Here is a 15,093-nt window from a genome sequence, read left to right as displayed (position 1 = left end):
GTCGAGGAAGGTCCCTAAAGAATATACTGCAGGTGTTCTATATTTTCTTTAAGCAAAACACTGGCTACGTAAAGACTTTCAAATCTTTTGTAGTGTTTCACCGCTACAAAATATAGCAGGCCTGCAGTTCATAGTAGAGACCTTGTATCATATGTATTGGGACTTTAACCCTCTTTTTGGGGGAAAGTGCTACACTGTAAAAGATGCTGTGGATTGGTTTTAGGACCTACCGATTAACGGTTTGAAGAAGACTCCAACCACAGCTCTTTGCAGCGATGTTAATTAGTTAGATACCGCCAGACGGTTTATATAGAACAAGGATACATAGCAGAGAGTCTGTGGTTTCAGCATCATATTTTTTAGGAGGTTTTATATTATGATCTACGTTGGAATTGATGTGTCCAAAGACAAACATGACTGCTGCATTCTTGACCCAGAGCATAAGTCCAGGTACAAGCAATTTACTATTACCAATGATTGGGAAGGCTTTGACTTTCTGCTGAAGCAGATATGCTCTTACAAACAACCGGCAGAAAACATAAAAGTAGGGCTTGAAGCCACCGGACCTTACAGCGAGAATATCACCAGATTCCTGCTGAATAACGGGCTACCAACTTATGTCTTCAATCCCATGATGACAGATCAATACAAAAAGAGTCATAGCCTTCGCAAAACTAAAACCGATCGCATTGATGCTCATTTCATAGCCTGTATGTTCATGTCCGATTTGGATCTCAAACCCTACGTTCCTAAAGAATACCACAATGAACGTCTCATGTCACTTACCAGATCTCGGTTCAGAATGGTTCAGGCAAGAACAAAGATTAAACAAGACGTGGATCGGCTTGTGGTTCTCAACTTCCCTGAACTAGGAAAATATATGAACCTGAATTCTGCTACTGCTCACGCTATATTCATGGAATATCCTACTCCCGAGGAGCTGGCAAACGCCAACTTGAAACACTTGAAAAACATTATTCACAAGGCATCCAGAGGCAGCTTAAATGAGGATTTGGCTGAACAAATTCGTGACGAGGCAAAAAAATCTATCGGTAAACACAACAATCTGGGCAATGAACATGAATTGCGGGCGAACATCCGGATTCTTGAGGACTATGATGAAGAAATTCGCAAAATCGAGGCTGAGGAAAAGGAGCTGCTGAGCGAGCATCCGGAACCTTTACTTACAATTCCTGGGATTGGTGCCGTCACAGGAGCCGCAATTTTAGCGGAAGTCGGGGATTTTTCCAAGTTCTCTTCTCCTGACAAAGTTCTAGCTTATGCCGGGCTTGCACCGTCCAGGAACCAATCAGGACGCCGAAGTGGGATAGGTCGAAGCGCCCACATGGAGAAAAGAGGGTCACGTTATCTACGATTTGCGCTCTTTAACGCAGCGATATTCGTCTGCCGGTACGAACCAGCCTACAGGGAATATTTAGCTAAGAAACTAAACGAAGGCAAGCATTACTACATAGCAATCTCTCATGCAGCCAAAAAGTTGGTACGGTTAATTTATGCACTTCAGACAACAGGAAATACATACAAAACATCTGCTCAATTAATGCTTCAAAAGCAGATAAATACTAGCTCCGATTCACAGGACATTGTACTTGACATATGATAGTTAGTCTTCTTCGACGTCGCTGTGCGACATTGAAGAAGGGGGAACGGAACTGAGCGCCAACGATCCACGAACGAAGTGAAGTGGGAGTTGTCGTCGCGAAGTTTCTCAGAAGCAGCGACGAGGAGGAGCTGCGTGAGCTTCCTATTCGGCCGAAGGCCGCCATCGGGCCTTCCGGAAAGCGGTGGATGATGTCCCACTCTGCCGAAGGCTTATTTCTTACTGCCCGTTGCAATCCTTCTCAAGCATCCGCCAAAGCAGATGCCCGCACGGGTGTACTAGCCACTTCCCACTAGCCACTTATTATTTTTTCTTCCCTGCTGCCGCAGGCCCGCCGACGTAGTCGGCCACAGCGTCACAGCTTTCTTTTCGCGCGAAGCGCCACAGCTTTTACAGCCAAATGCCGGAGTGCTTTTATCATTTTCCTTCCGCGTTTATGATATACTGAAATTGACAAATTATTTAGCCTATTGCGGAAAGGAGAAATTACCATGCCATTTATCAAAACAAACGACAACGTCAACATCTACTATGAAATCCATGGAGAAGGAAAGCCGCTTTTCATGCTGCCGGGTTGGACTTGCTCGACTAAATTCTGGAAGCATAATGTAGGCGAACTGTCCAAGCATTTCAAGGTCGTACTGATGGATATGCGCGGCCACGGTGAATCGGAAAAAGTCCTGTACAGTCACCGTATCTCTCGTTATGCCATGGACGTGAAAAACCTGTTGGATGCACTGAATCTGGAACACGTGACTGTACTGGGCTGGTCCATGGGTGCGTCCATCCTCTGGAGCTATATTGAACTTTTCGGGCATCACCGCATTGATAGCCTCATCTGTGTAGATCAATCGCCGGCACAATATGTAAAACCTGATTGGCCGTGGGGACAAAAAGCCTGCTTTGACGTTGAAACTTTTATGGAAACTTGTTTCGCTGCCAAATCCGATCCGCGGGGTGCTGCCGAGGGACTCATGGGCGCTTGCCTGAAACATGATGATTCACCGGAAGATCATAAGATGCTTGTTGATGAAATCTGCAAATGCCCGCCCTATGTACGCATTGAAATCATGCGTGACCATACGAACCTTGATTGGCGCGACTTCATTCCTCATATCGACCTGCCGACATTGGTGTGCGTAGCCAAGGAAAGCCGCGTTTTTGACTACCACGGCAGTGCCTGGGTAGGCGAACACATTCCCGGTGCTAAAATTGAGTATTTTGAAGACTGCAGCCACATGCTCTTCTGGGAGAAACCGGAACAGTTCAATAAGGCTGTAACGGAGTTTATTGAAGGACTGAAATAAAATAAAGAGACCCCACGGAGCCCTTTCCGTGGGGTTTGTTCATATTCCGTGTCCATTCCGGTACGGGATTTTTTATTTCCAAGTTTTTTCAACTTTAAAATACTCTTTGGCAATCCTGCCTTTTTTGCCGATTTGCTGATTAAGGGCATTAAAAGTATCATCGTCCACTGTATCAGCCCAGGAAAGTTTCGATATAGGTTCAGTGAAATCATCCTCCGCAGAATAGAGCCAAAGGAAATCTTTCGAAGCAATCATAGCAAAGCGGGCCAGAACCTGTCTCGCATAACTTCTGACCTGAATGCATGCTTTTTCCAGGTCAGCATCCTGCGTAATTGCAAATTTTGCTTCAACGACTGCAAACGCACGTAAGTTGCTGAGATCCCTATTAATATGAATTAGAAAATCAGGAATAATCCACTCTTTTGATTCTTCCTGATTGCCAGCCTTAATCCGAACTTGCTGCTCGTAGTCTCCTTCATAGCCAAGACGCTTTAATAATGGCTTAATTAGCTCTTCTTCCACATTTTTCTCAATTGTCAATTCTGTTCCGCTTATTGATTCCGTGTAAGTAAGGCGTGGTAAATCCGAATTTGCCATATCCATGAGATGATTGAATTGGGAAGGGAGCAAATGTGTACCATTAACACCTTCCATGTTTTTCCTGACTAAAGTGAGCCCTTTAAAAATTTTATCAGCACGAAGCTGTTTCAGTGTAACATGGTGTACTTGAATGGGATTGGCTATATAGGCACAACGATAATAATAGAAAAATGGGTCGATGAAACCTTCGGAAACGCAGCGCCAGACAGAACCTACAGCACTGTCGGGAGTTTTCAAATACATGACTGCATAATCTCCAGGCTGCGTGTACGGGCTGCACTGCCATGCAGTGACTGTACCAGGATCTTCACTGTAGAAAAGGTCTTTTTTGCTTGAACCGATAAAAAAGGCATTTTGCGGAGCAGGAATATCCTGCATAATATAGCTGTCTTTGCCGCCGATAACCTTTACGGCGTAATCATAGAGAAATGCGTACAATTCATAGGGAGTCAGATTATTTTCTTTTCGAAATTGGTGGAAGGTTTCACAAAGCTGGCTATAGTATAGAACTCTCTTTAAACTTTCTTTTTTGAGTGGCACTGATGGAAGTTCGATATTAAAAGTTTCAGCAATCTTCGAGAGAACATTGAAATTACGTTGAAAATAATAGGGAATATATTTTTCTGGGTTTACTTGAGCAAGAAAGGTAGTAAAAGAAGCCATATAACTTAAAAATGAATTCATTGTTTCTTGTTCAGAAGCATATGTTCCAGAAATATTGTCATCAAGATGGTCAAATTTAAATAAAATATTTTCTAATGGCTCATTGGAATTTTTTGTTTCTTCCAGCAGATGCAAATATTCTTCACTATCATCATCCTGGTAAACATTAAGTCCTAGTATTTCTTCGCATAAATCTTTTGTTATAGTCATAACTGGACAATAGTAGTCGTGTAGATCTGCTATTCCATAAACATAATTATCGGTGCATGTTTTTTCCAGATTGATTCGAAAAAAGTCGACAACATCCTGTCCACCGGATTTAAGGTACAAACTCCATTGATACTGATTGAACATTTCAACCCTCTTTTCATTGTCAAAGTTTTTTTGTCAAAAGGCAGAACGCTTTTCATTCCATTCCGGTCATCAGGCCGTACCACACTACTGCAAACGAGGTTGAATACTATAAGCCAAAAGTGCTTTTCTTTTCCGCTATCTGCTAACTGCTATCGGCTATCTGCCTTAGGCTTCAGCCTAGCAATCTGCCCGCACGGGTGTACTAGCCACTTCCCACTAGCCACTTATTATTTTTTCTTCCCTGCTGCCGCAGGCCCGCCGACAAAGTCGGCCACAGCGTCACAGCTTTCTTTGCGCGCGTCAGCGCCACAGCTTACTTCTCTTTCTCCTCCTCCATCTCTCTCAACCGCTCGACCTCTTCCTCCGTCAAAGCTTTGCCGTCACACCCTTCCATATTCCGGTGAACGAGGGGATTATGGCACATGATTTTATCCTTCTGCAGCCAGCGGAGAGAAATGGTTTTGATAAGCTCGGGCTTTCCGGCATAGGCGCAGTACCAGGGATAATAAAAGGGGTCGATAAAGGGGTCTGACAGGCAGCTCCAGAGAGAATGAAGCGCGTTGTCGGGTGTTCTCAGATAGAGAAGTACACTGTCGCCGGGATGGGTTTCAGGCGCACAGTGCCAGGGAATGACCGCATCCGATTTGTCACTGAAGAAATCATCGTACCGTTCCATGCTCATCAGGTAAATGGTCTGCGATTTTGCTGCCTGCCACTTGAAATTCTTTTTGCGGGCACTGCAGGTTTTGGGCGCATAGTCATAGAGAAAGGCGTGGAGTTCATAAGGCGTCATGCCGTTTTCCCTGCCGAACTTGAGCAGCGCGGCAGAAAGGGCTTCATAGTAGCGAATGCGGCCGCGGAAATCTGTTTCTTCCGGCAGGGGAGGCAGGGAAATCTCAAAGTGCGCTGCAATGGAAGTAAGAATATTAAATGTGCAGTAAAAATAATAGGGAATAAAACGCTCCGGCGCACGCGAAGCCAGGTACGTTGTCGTATAGGCAAGAGCGTCTTCAAATTCTTTGAAAAATTCCCGGTCACTTGCCGGCTCACCGTCTTCGCCATATATGAAAAGACTCAGCATCTCCATAAAATCGGTTTTCGGATCCGCCGCGACGCAGAGTTCGTCGACTTCTTCGAAAGTTTCTTCATAGCCAGCGTCATCTATAAAATCAATAAGCTGCTCGTAAATCAGCTCTTGTAAGGCTTCACTGGGACAAAAACGCTTATACAGCGCGAGAATTTTCTTGGCATAACGCTTTTCGCACAACCCGGTCAGGCTTTTTTCAAAAAGTGCCGCCAGCCCCTTGCCGCCGGATGCCAGATAAGCATCCCACTTTTCACGATTTAACATACAGCCACCGCCTTTAGCATTGATACTACCATTGTACTCCAGCTATAGAGAAGAATAAAAGCGCTTTTGACCTGCCCTTCACGTCATTTCGTCAAAATGGGCGGCAATATGGTACAATGTTCCTATCAAACCCAAAGGAGATTGTTATGTTCATTCATACATTCACACGCTATCTGATTCTTTTTGCCGTGCTGGGAATGCCCCTTGCGGCCGGGGCGGCACCGGTCAGTACAAACGCTCAGCCGGCTGCTGCCGCAACGGAAGAAGTGCTGCGGTGGCATAATAACTCGAATTATCCTTATTTATCCCGGAATGCGCAGCAGGGAACCTTTGCCGATCTCAGCTCGGCCCGTGCCATTGACGTAGATAGCGAGGGAATTACAGTACAGTTTAAAACATATACCCTTTCCGAAAGTGACGTACAGGCAGATCGTGCCGAAATGCCGGCGCAGACACCGTTTGAGTATCACGGTCTGTACCTGAAAAAGCGGCAGGGGGACCGTCAGCTTACCTTTGATATCTACTATGACGGCGAAAAAATCGAAGAAGACGAACTGCTTCATTCGGCCAAGGGGCAGGTCCTTGCCCAGGTCGGAACGGCGGCCGTGGAAAGACTGGGCGCTGAGAAAAGAACAGCAGATGGGTACTATCCTTATGGCAGTTTCCCGCCCGTTTATGTACTGCACCACGCCGTGAACGGAGAACTGCCCGTCAGTCCGCTGGAGTGCAGCGTGATTCCGCGGCAGGATAAGGTCATTCTCGCCGAACCGCGCAGTGACAGTTATCCTCTTGGCGTCATCAGTGCGGGCTTCTCAGCCCGGATTGTGGATTACGAACTTCATACATATCCGCGCAGATATCTCTACTCCTATGAAGGTAAACTCTATGGATTCCTCGCTTATCGGGGCGAAGGCGTCTATTCCGTCATCGCGGAAGGCGGACGGATCGGTCTCCTCCGGACGAATTCAAACCAGATTTATACACACTCTGATCTTTGGCTCTGCGTAAGAAATGCCAACGGAGTTGAAGGTTGGGTGAAGTTTGAAAACCAGAATGATTGGGTGAGAAGTAAAAACGGTATTTTTCATACTGTGAAGACCGAAGAAGTATAAAGGCACCTGGCCAAGGTGTTTCGCCTGGCTAAAGCATCTCGCCTGACTAAAGACAACATATCTACTGGCTGTATAAATACGAAACAAAATAGAAAAATAAATAAAAGCTACCATTCACTGCAAACAGCATTGATAAAATTAGAATCGCTGCGATGGATGGTAGCCTTTTTCTTTTGGAGCATACGCTTAGATTTCACGTTGTCTTTTTACTTTTGTTTCTGATGGACTCTGCTGCAAGACAGCTCCATATGCGCGAAAGACTGGATTGGGGCCACGAAGTCGTACAAAAGACGTACGTCGAGTGGTCACAATCCGGTCTGACAAAGCAGATGGAGTTGGATTCTGCAGAGGACGGCGGAAACTTCCTTAGAAAAAACTCTGGCCAAATAGACGTCCGAGACAAGTCGAGGACTCTATTTGGCCAGGTGCCTTTAACTACAGCTTTTCTTTATTCACCGAAATACAAATGCCTGCAAATCGCATTCATAATATTCTCTTCCCAAATATAGTTGCCGCTGAATTTACCGGCGCTGCGGGAATCCGTATCTTCGGCAACAGCTTCGCCATTCATGATGTAGATGAAGCCGTCCTTCGTGCCGGGGATAACGAAGACGCCGGAGAGGAGGCCATAGGCTTCACCGGTGTGTCCCCACAGGTTGAGCACATGGTCTTTGACGACGCGGCTTGTGCCTTTGCCGTAAATCGGGTAGAGGGAAAGACCGTAGCCTTCGATGGAACCGCCGTAGGTATCGCCGTTCTTATGGGCCGGCGTATAGCGCCATTGTTCCGTCATCATTTCTTTCATGAGATCGGGACGAACGACGGTGCGGCCGTTGAAGACACCTTTGTTGATGAGGAGGCGCAGCGCATGGCTCAATTCTTCGTAGGAAATACGGAGACCGCCCTGCGGCGCGAAAATCGTGCCGTTCGTACCGACGCGGTAGTTACTCAGGCTGTAACCGCTGGGGGAAGTCCAGGGCGTGGGCTGCTTGCCGCGGAAGTCATCGCACTGCGGAATCCAGGGACCCGTTTCATTCCAGTAGGAGCCTTTGTTCTTGCGGTAGATGGTGCCGAGGTTAGAGAAAGCGTGCGGCGACAGCGTTGCCGTAAAGAAGCTGGCTTCCGTGTCGAGGTCGGTCAGGATATGGGACTTCAGGTATTTATCGAAACGCTGTCCCGTGACGCGTTCAATGATGGTGCCGAGGACACCGAAGTTGATATTGGCATAGACGAAATACTTTCCCGGTGCCTGCCATTTGGAACCGAAGTGGTTACTGCTGTAGTAGTCGCTGCCGGGACGGAAATATTCCCGAATGGAGACGGAAGGCGGCAAAGAATAGTAGCTGCCGTCACGCAGGGACGACGTGTGGGAAAGGAGCATCCGTACCGTAATCGGGGTGTTTGGGAAATTCGGGTTGCGCAGTGTATAGCCGAGGTAATGACTGATATCTTCGTCAAGGTCAATCTTGCCCTGGTCGACGAGCTGCATGATCGTAAAGCCCGTGAACATCTTCGAGACGGATGCTACCCGGAAGCGCGTATCCCGCGTAATCGGCAGGTCGCTGCCGCCGGAACTGGCTCCGATATGACGGCGTCCGGCAAAATGGCTGTAGACTTCTTTGCCGTCCTTGAAGGCGATGACGCCGAGCCCCGGTACGTGGGTGCCCGTATTGCCAATCATGGCGTTGAGTTCTTTGGTGAGGGCTGCCTTGGAAGCCTGGGAAGGTACGCCGCCTTTAATGGGGCTGACGGCACTCACCGGCTTTTTGGTCGTCTTTTTAGCCTTTGTTGTTTTTCTGGCAGTCTTTTTAGTGGTTTTCTTAGCCGTCGACTTTACTGTCTTTTTGGCGGTCGTAGTGGCTGCGGCCTTGGTGGCTGCTTCCGCAGAAATGGAAGGCCCAAACGCCGGCAGCGCAAATGCAAAAGATAACGCGGCAATAAGAACGCCGCGGGTCAAGCTGGAATGAAACATAAAAGAAAATCCTCCTTCGTTCATATCTGCCCTCTATTATACCGATTTGAAAAAAGAAAGCAAAATGGACCCCGTCAAAGCGCTTGCCGCTTTGACGGGAAGGCTTTGGGGCGACTGCGTCGCCCGGCGTGCGCCGCCTTTGGCGGCTTGCTCGGGTTGCCTTCGGCAACCGGCGGTGAGGCTTCGGCCGCCAATGGCGGCCGGCTGAAAGGCAGGTGTAATTAAAATTTAGAAAACTACTTTTTTATGGTCAGAATAAAATTGTCAATGCCGAAGGCTTCGCTAACTGCTGCTATCGGCTAAATGCTATCTGCTATCTGCCTCGGGCTTTACCCAACAACCTGTCCGCACGGGTGTACTAACCACTTCCCACTACCCACTAATCACTCTCTCATTTCCATAGATTTTCGGCAATTTGCACGATAATAGGTATTGTTATGATAGACAGCAGCGTGGAAATCACAACCGTCTGGACAGAATAGGGATAATCCTTATTGTGCAGATCGGCGTAGACCGCAATGTTGGAACCTACCGGGCAGGCTGATGCGATAAGGAGAGCAAGGCGCATCTCAAGCGGGCACTGCGGGAGGAGGGAAAGAATCACGAAGGAGCATACCGGAATCAAGATGAGACGGGTCAGTGAAATCAGATAGAGCCGAACGCGGCGGAACATGCTGAGAAAATTCACCTTGGTCATATAGACACCGATAGTAAACATGGCAAGCGGTGTATTGATGCCGGCAAGATAGCCGACGCATTGCTTTGCAAGACTGGGCATGGGCAGCCCCGTGAAAAGGAAAAATAAACCGATGATGATGGCAATCATAAAGGGCGCCGTCAGAATTTTCTTCGGCGTGAGGGAGGTTTTTTCTCCGACAAGGAGACTCACTCCGTACGTCCACTGGCACATATTGAGGAGGGCGATGAAAGGCGCTATATAAAATACGGTACTTTCGGCAAAGCTCGCCGTGATAATGGGAATCCCGAAAAAGCCGGGATTGGAAAAAGCACCGGCAAATGCCGCAATGGCATCCCCGCGAGCCGTCAGGCGGGCAATGATCATGGAGAGCGCCAGAATGACTGCCGCGAGTACCGTACTCAGCACGAGATGGAAGAGTGTCTGCTCTGAATAAGGTACCTGGAATCCCCGGATGATAGCGCAGGGGAGAGAAATGTAGATTAGGATATTTCCCAGCGTTTTGCTGCCGGCATCTGTGATTTTACCAGCCTTTGTCAGCAGATAGCCGACTCCGACAAGCAGAAACATAATGATGACCTGGTGCAGCAGCGTCCTTGCCAGCAGTAATTCCATGTTCCTTACCCCCATTTTAAATATTGCTCTTATCGTAGCTTGCGAAAAAAGTGCTTGTCAAGAGAGAAAACGCAGGTCGCGTGTCGCGTGTCGCCGGTCGCAATGGAGGAAACAAACCGACGAGCGGTTTGATGGGAAGGCTTTGGTCGACTGCGCCCTTCGGCTTGAGCCGCCCATGGCGGCTTGCTGAGGTTGCCTTCGGCAACCGGCGGTGAGGCTTCGGCCACCGTTGGCGGCCGGCTAAAAGGCAGGTGTAAGGGAAATTTAGGAAACTACTTTTATATGGCCAGAATAAAATTGTCAATGCTGAAGGCTTCGCTAACTGTTGCTAACTGCTATCGGCTATCTGCCATTTAAAACCGCCGGTCGCGCGTCGCTGGTTGCAGGTCGCCACTGGAGGAGGCAAACTGACAAGCAGTTTGCAGTAAAGAAAAAACTTCCTGCTATTCGCATTCTATCTCAAGAATCCGCCAAAGCAGCTGTCCGCACGGGTGTACTAACCACTCTCCACTATCCACTACCCACTTTCTTCTTTCTGCGCGAAGCGCCACAGCTTTTTTATGATACTGAAACACTTTACCATACATCCTGTATACAAAATACACAATATGCTAAATAATTTGATAATTTGATTGACATGGAAACAATTTCGTACTATCCTGTAATAAAGAGCTGCTTCATTTTGTGTGGACTGCACCACAGTTCAAGGAGCATGATGAGTCCCAGCTGGTACACGGCGACGTGTGTCCTGCTGGGGCTTTTTTATTTTCCAGGTAGCAGAGAGGAAGGGTGAAAATGAAAATTACAAAGGTCAGACTGGGAAGAATTTCGGTCCCGCTCCGGGTTCCCTTCAAGACAGCACTCAGAAGCGTGGACAGCGTGGAGGACATTATTGTCGAAATTCACACCGACACGGGAGAAGTCGGTTTTGGTGAAGCGCCTCCTACGGGTGCCATTACGGGTGATACGACGGGCGCCATCATCGGTGCCTTTCAGGACCATATCAGCAAGACACTGGTCGGCCGCGATGTCGATGATTTTGAAGATCTGACCAAGGATCTGCAGAAATGTATCGTCAAGAATACGAGCGCCAAGGCGGCTGCCGATATTGCCCTGTGGGATTTGTACGGTAAGAAATACGGCATTCCTGTGTATAAGATGCTCGGCGGTGCCCGCCATCAGATTGTGACGGATATTACCATCAGCGTGAATCCGCCGGAAGAGATGGCCCGCGATGCCATCAATGCCATTGAACGCGGTTATGATACGCTGAAAGTCAAAGTCGGTATTGATCCGACGCTTGACGTGGCCCGGCTCGTCGCTATCCGTAAGGCTGTCGGCGATAAGCCGCGCATCCGTATTGATGCCAACCAGGCCTGGAGCCCGAAACAGGCGGTTCGGCTGCTGAACCAGATGCAGGAACAGGGCCTTGATATCGAACTCGTTGAACAGCCGGTTAAAGCGCACGATCTGGAAGGTCTGAAATATGTTACGGAACGCTCCTATGTACCGGTACTTGCCGACGAAAGCGTATTCAGTGTGGAAGATGCTCTTAAAGTCGTTGAAATGAAGGCGGCAGACCTCATCAATATCAAATTGATGAAATGCGGCGGCCTGACAAACGCACTGAAAATTGCTACGCTGGCCGATGTCTGCGGTGTCGAGTGCATGATTGGCTGCATGCTGGAAGCTAAAGTCAGTGTCAACGCGGCCGTTCATCTGGCTTGTGCCCGCAAAGTCATTACCCGCGTCGACCTCGATGGTCCGGTACTTTGCACGGAAGATCCGGTCGAAGGCGGCGCTGTCTTCAATGAAAAGGAAATCACGGTTTCTGATGCACCGGGCCTTGGTGTCACGGGTGTCCGCGGTATTAAATATCTGGATGAATAGGAAAGGTTCGAGCGAAAAAGGGGAGTGGTATTATGGTTATTACCAATGGTTTTACGTACATCGCTTTCTTGATGTGCCTTGCCGGTATCTTGCTGGCTCTGGAAAAGTACACGAAGTGGAAAATCTTCAATATTGTTCCGCCTCTGGTGTGGATTTACGTGCTGAACATGGTCTTCTGCACTATGGGCCTGTATCATTCCAAGGAAGTTTCGGCAGCTTATAAAGCGTTGAAGAACAATCTGCTTTATGCCATGATTTTTGTTATGCTGCTGCGCTGCGACTTCCGCAAACTTGCTAAATTGGGCGGACGCATGGTAGCTATCTTCCTCGGCTGTTCACTGACCTTGTTCGTCGGCTTTGTAGTCGGTTATCCGATTTTCAAAGGTTTCCTCGGGAAAGATACCTGGGGTGCCGTGGCTGCCCTCTATGCTTCCTGGGTCGGCGGTTCCGCCAACATGGCCGCTATGCAGGCTGCACTGCCGGTAGATGCCGGTGCTTACAGCTGCGCCCTGGCCCTCGATACGGTTTGCTATTCTGTATGGATTGCCCTGCTGCTCCTCATGGTGCGCTATGCTTCCAAATGGAATAACGCGACGAAAGCCGATACTTCCAAACTGCAGGCTGTAGCTGATGCTGCTGCTGCCGAAGTAGCCAAGGAAAAGAAAAAGGCTACGGGTACCGACTGGATCTTCCTGATTGGTATTTCTCTCGTTGTTTCTGCAATTTCCCAGAGCGTCGGTGCTTCTTTGAACACCATGCTGAAATCTGTGGGCCTTGCTATGTTTGATAAAGGTTCCATGACGACCTTGTTTGTTACGATTCTTGGCCTGATTTGCGCCATGACCCCGCTTGGCAAAGTGCCGGCTGTGGAAGAACTTTCCAGCGTATATCTGTACGCCGTTGTTTCCCTCCTGGCTTCTACGGCATCCGTCACGGATCTGCTGTCTGCACCGATGTGGGTTGTTTACGGCTTCTTCATTCTGGCCGTTCACGTCGTTCTTATGTTCATCCTGTCGAAGATCTTCCATTGGGATCTGTGCATGGTTTCCACGGCATCCCTCGCCAATATCGGCGGCGCTGCTTCTGCACCGATTGTGGCTTCTGCTTATGATGCCTCTTACGCCGGTATCGGTGTACTGATGGGCGTTTTGGGTGCGGCTATCGGTAACTTCGCAGGTATGATCTGCGGCGCTGTGCTGAGCAATTTGTAAGCATAGATGTAACTAAAAATTGCGCTCATAATTAAAAAAGGGGCTGTGAAATAATACTTGCGCATTATTTCACAGCCCCTTTTTACGCCGGTCGCCCGTGGAAGAAAAATTGCCAGGGCATTTTTCTACGAACTTATAAAAATAAAACCTAAAATTTGGGTTATCTGCTAAATTTCAGGTTTTTATTTTGCTTAAAAGTCTTACTACACTGCTGCAGACGAGGCTATATGCCATAGGCCAAAAGCGCTTTTTATTTTGTCACGGCCCCTTTTACGCCGGTCGCTGCATAAATAAAACCGCCACTCCTAACACACTCAGCACCAACGAGGACTGAATGTATCAAGGCGGCGGAATCTGGAGTATCTGATTTTTAAGTTAAACTATACCGCTCCAGCGCGGTCAGTATTCTTATTTATCAAAATTGAAGCGAGGCGCCATTGGCGGCTTTACATTCTTGTTACCGCGGCGGTTTTCGTCTCTCTTGATCTTCTTCTTGGGAGGAGCCGGCTTCTTGGCTTTCTTGGGAGGAGCCTGTTTCTTTACCTTCTTGGGAGGAGCCGGTTTCTTCTCTTTGATTTTCTTAGGTGCGTCCGGTTTCTTCTTGTTTTCTACGATAGGAGGACGACCGTCCTTACGGTCTGCAGCTTCCGTCTGAGACAGAGTTGCTCCGCAGACGCCGGTCATCAGCGTGAAAACGCCCAGCACGGCAGCTGTTTTCTTCAGAGAACTCCAGATTTTGTCCATTTCATATTTCATGGTGTATCCCTCCTTGAAATGTTGAGCACAGTATAGCAATGTAAAATGAAGAAAAAATGAAGATTTGTAAATAATCATTATATTTTCCATAGTTATTTTTTATGTCTGGGAAAAACGCTGGCCGCGTGTCGCCTTAATGAAACCAAACCGTTAGGTTTGGCATTCTTCATCAGCTTCCTTCTACACCGCCTTGTGGCATTGAGAGGAGAAGAGCTCCATTGTGGTGGTTGGCAGCTTGTAAGTGAAAAAAGGAGCATTAAAGAAAGAACTATCATGTCTTCATTGTTCCCGAATTATATTCTCCCTTTTAACCTTTCAGCCGGTTCCTGCAAACGACTTCATAAAATAAAACCGCCGCCAAATGGCACCAAACAGGACCATAAGGCGGCGGAATCCGGAACATCTGTTTTTTTAATCTAAATCATAGCGCTCCGGCGCGGTATTTTTATTTATCAAAATTGATGCGAGGAGCCGGTTTCTTCTCCTCCGTTTTGGGAGGGGCCTGCTTCTTTGCCTTTTTGGGAGGAGCTTGTTTCTTTACCTTCTTGGGAGGAGCCGGCTTCTTTTCCTTGATTTTCTTAGGAGCGTCCGGTTTCTTCTTGTTTTCCACAATAGGCGGACGGCCGTCCTTACGGTCTGCGGCTTCCGTTTGAGACAGGGTTGCTCCGCAAATACCGGTCATCAGCGTGAAAACGCCCAGCACAGCAGCAGTTTTTTTCATAGACTTTAAAATGGTATCCACACTATATTTCATGGTGTATCCCTCCTTGAGATGTTGAACACAGTATAGCAATGAAAAATGAAGAAACAATGAAAAACTGTAAAGAATTATTATATTTATCATATTCATTTTTTATAATAGAAAAATATTGCTGCCCGCCATCCGTCTGTGAAAGCCAAATTATAAAAGCAGTTTCTTGAATTCAGGTCAGAGGAAAGTTTAA

The 15,093-nt window shown here is 47.8% G+C and carries 11 protein-coding genes; 5 read left to right on the top strand and 6 right to left on the bottom strand.

The genetic code is table 11. The features are described from left to right. Positions 1 to 376: 376 nt before the first annotated feature. Together LKE33_12855 and LKE33_12850 are read left to right on the top strand one after the other, a co-directional pair. Positions 377 to 1,621 (top strand): IS110 family transposase, encoded by a 1,245-nt coding sequence (locus LKE33_12855; GenBank protein ID MCH3951803.1) that lies wholly within the window; start codon positions 377 to 379, stop codon positions 1,619 to 1,621. 491 nt (positions 1,622 to 2,112) lie between these two features. Next, the gene (locus LKE33_12850) at positions 2,113 to 2,928 is read left to right on the top strand and encodes an alpha/beta hydrolase (GenBank protein MCH3951802.1); all 816 of its coding nucleotides are present in this window, start codon (positions 2,113 to 2,115) and stop codon (positions 2,926 to 2,928) included. Positions 2,929 to 3,000: 72 nt separating this feature from the next. Here the strand turns inward: LKE33_12850 and LKE33_12845 are convergent, their stop codons facing one another. Next, positions 3,001 to 4,545: a hypothetical protein gene (locus LKE33_12845; protein MCH3951801.1), complete on the bottom strand. Its 1,545-nt coding sequence runs from the start codon at positions 4,543 to 4,545 to the stop codon at positions 3,001 to 3,003. Between the two features lie 313 nt (positions 4,546 to 4,858). Then, positions 4,859 to 5,896 (bottom strand): hypothetical protein, encoded by a 1,038-nt coding sequence (locus tag LKE33_12840; GenBank protein MCH3951800.1) that lies wholly within the window; start codon positions 5,894 to 5,896, stop codon positions 4,859 to 4,861. A 146-nt stretch (positions 5,897 to 6,042) separates the two neighbouring features. Between LKE33_12840 and LKE33_12835 the strand changes: the two genes are divergently transcribed. Next, on the top strand, positions 6,043 to 7,008 hold the full coding sequence (locus LKE33_12835; protein ID MCH3951799.1) for a hypothetical protein: 966 nt from the start codon (positions 6,043 to 6,045) through the stop codon (positions 7,006 to 7,008). A gap of 448 nt (positions 7,009 to 7,456) precedes the next feature. Here LKE33_12835 and LKE33_12830 read toward each other — a convergent pair whose 3' ends face one another. Both LKE33_12830 and LKE33_12825 read right to left on the bottom strand, forming a co-directional pair. Further along, positions 7,457 to 8,980 (bottom strand): beta-lactamase family protein, encoded by a 1,524-nt coding sequence (locus LKE33_12830; protein MCH3951798.1) that lies wholly within the window; start codon positions 8,978 to 8,980, stop codon positions 7,457 to 7,459. A gap of 391 nt (positions 8,981 to 9,371) precedes the next feature. After that, positions 9,372 to 10,292: an AEC family transporter gene (locus LKE33_12825; GenBank protein MCH3951797.1), complete on the bottom strand. Its 921-nt coding sequence runs from the start codon at positions 10,290 to 10,292 to the stop codon at positions 9,372 to 9,374. Between the two features lie 795 nt (positions 10,293 to 11,087). Here LKE33_12825 and LKE33_12820 point away from each other — a divergent pair. Next, positions 11,088 to 12,182, top strand: a complete 1,095-nt coding sequence (locus tag LKE33_12820) for a dipeptide epimerase (GenBank protein ID MCH3951796.1) — start codon at positions 11,088 to 11,090, stop codon at positions 12,180 to 12,182. A 32-nt stretch (positions 12,183 to 12,214) separates the two neighbouring features. Continuing rightward, positions 12,215 to 13,393: a DUF819 family protein gene (locus LKE33_12815; protein ID MCH3951795.1), complete on the top strand. Its 1,179-nt coding sequence runs from the start codon at positions 12,215 to 12,217 to the stop codon at positions 13,391 to 13,393. Between the two features lie 408 nt (positions 13,394 to 13,801). On the opposite strand, the gene LKE33_12810 is transcribed toward LKE33_12815, so the two are convergent. Together LKE33_12810 and LKE33_12805 are read right to left on the bottom strand one after the other, a co-directional pair. Further along, positions 13,802 to 14,149 (bottom strand): hypothetical protein, encoded by a 348-nt coding sequence (locus tag LKE33_12810; GenBank protein ID MCH3951794.1) that lies wholly within the window; start codon positions 14,147 to 14,149, stop codon positions 13,802 to 13,804. A 445-nt stretch (positions 14,150 to 14,594) separates the two neighbouring features. Beyond that, complete coding sequence (locus tag LKE33_12805; protein MCH3951793.1) at positions 14,595 to 14,903, bottom strand: hypothetical protein; 309 nt, start codon at positions 14,901 to 14,903, stop codon at positions 14,595 to 14,597. Positions 14,904 to 15,093: the final 190 nt, after the last annotated feature.

Origin of the sequence: Acidaminococcus sp., assembly GCA_022482815.1 — a bacterium.
Classification (GTDB): domain Bacteria; phylum Bacillota; class Negativicutes; order Acidaminococcales; family Acidaminococcaceae; genus Acidaminococcus.
Note: the sequence above shows the minus strand (reverse complement) of the source record. Positions and strands in the feature narration are given on the sequence as shown.

Excerpts from the sequence above, each read along its gene's own strand:
- LKE33_12835 (MCH3951799.1), top strand. The coding sequence starts at position 6,043 with ATGTTCATTCATACATTCACACGCTATCTGATTCTTTTTGCCGTGCTG.
- LKE33_12810 (MCH3951794.1), bottom strand. The coding sequence starts at position 14,149 with ATGAAATATGAAATGGACAAAATCTGGAGTTCTCTGAAGAAAACAGCT.
- LKE33_12825 (MCH3951797.1), bottom strand. The coding sequence starts at position 10,292 with ATGGAATTACTGCTGGCAAGGACGCTGCTGCACCAGGTCATCATTATG.
- LKE33_12855 (MCH3951803.1), top strand. The coding sequence starts at position 377 with ATGATCTACGTTGGAATTGATGTGTCCAAAGACAAACATGACTGCTGC.
- LKE33_12845 (MCH3951801.1), bottom strand. The coding sequence starts at position 4,545 with ATGTTCAATCAGTATCAATGGAGTTTGTACCTTAAATCCGGTGGACAG.
- LKE33_12830 (MCH3951798.1), bottom strand. The coding sequence starts at position 8,980 with ATGTTTCATTCCAGCTTGACCCGCGGCGTTCTTATTGCCGCGTTATCT.
- LKE33_12820 (MCH3951796.1), top strand. The coding sequence starts at position 11,088 with ATGAAAATTACAAAGGTCAGACTGGGAAGAATTTCGGTCCCGCTCCGG.
- LKE33_12840 (MCH3951800.1), bottom strand. The coding sequence starts at position 5,896 with ATGTTAAATCGTGAAAAGTGGGATGCTTATCTGGCATCCGGCGGCAAG.
- LKE33_12815 (MCH3951795.1), top strand. The coding sequence starts at position 12,215 with ATGGTTATTACCAATGGTTTTACGTACATCGCTTTCTTGATGTGCCTT.
- LKE33_12805 (MCH3951793.1), bottom strand. The coding sequence starts at position 14,903 with ATGAAATATAGTGTGGATACCATTTTAAAGTCTATGAAAAAAACTGCT.
- LKE33_12850 (MCH3951802.1), top strand. The coding sequence starts at position 2,113 with ATGCCATTTATCAAAACAAACGACAACGTCAACATCTACTATGAAATC.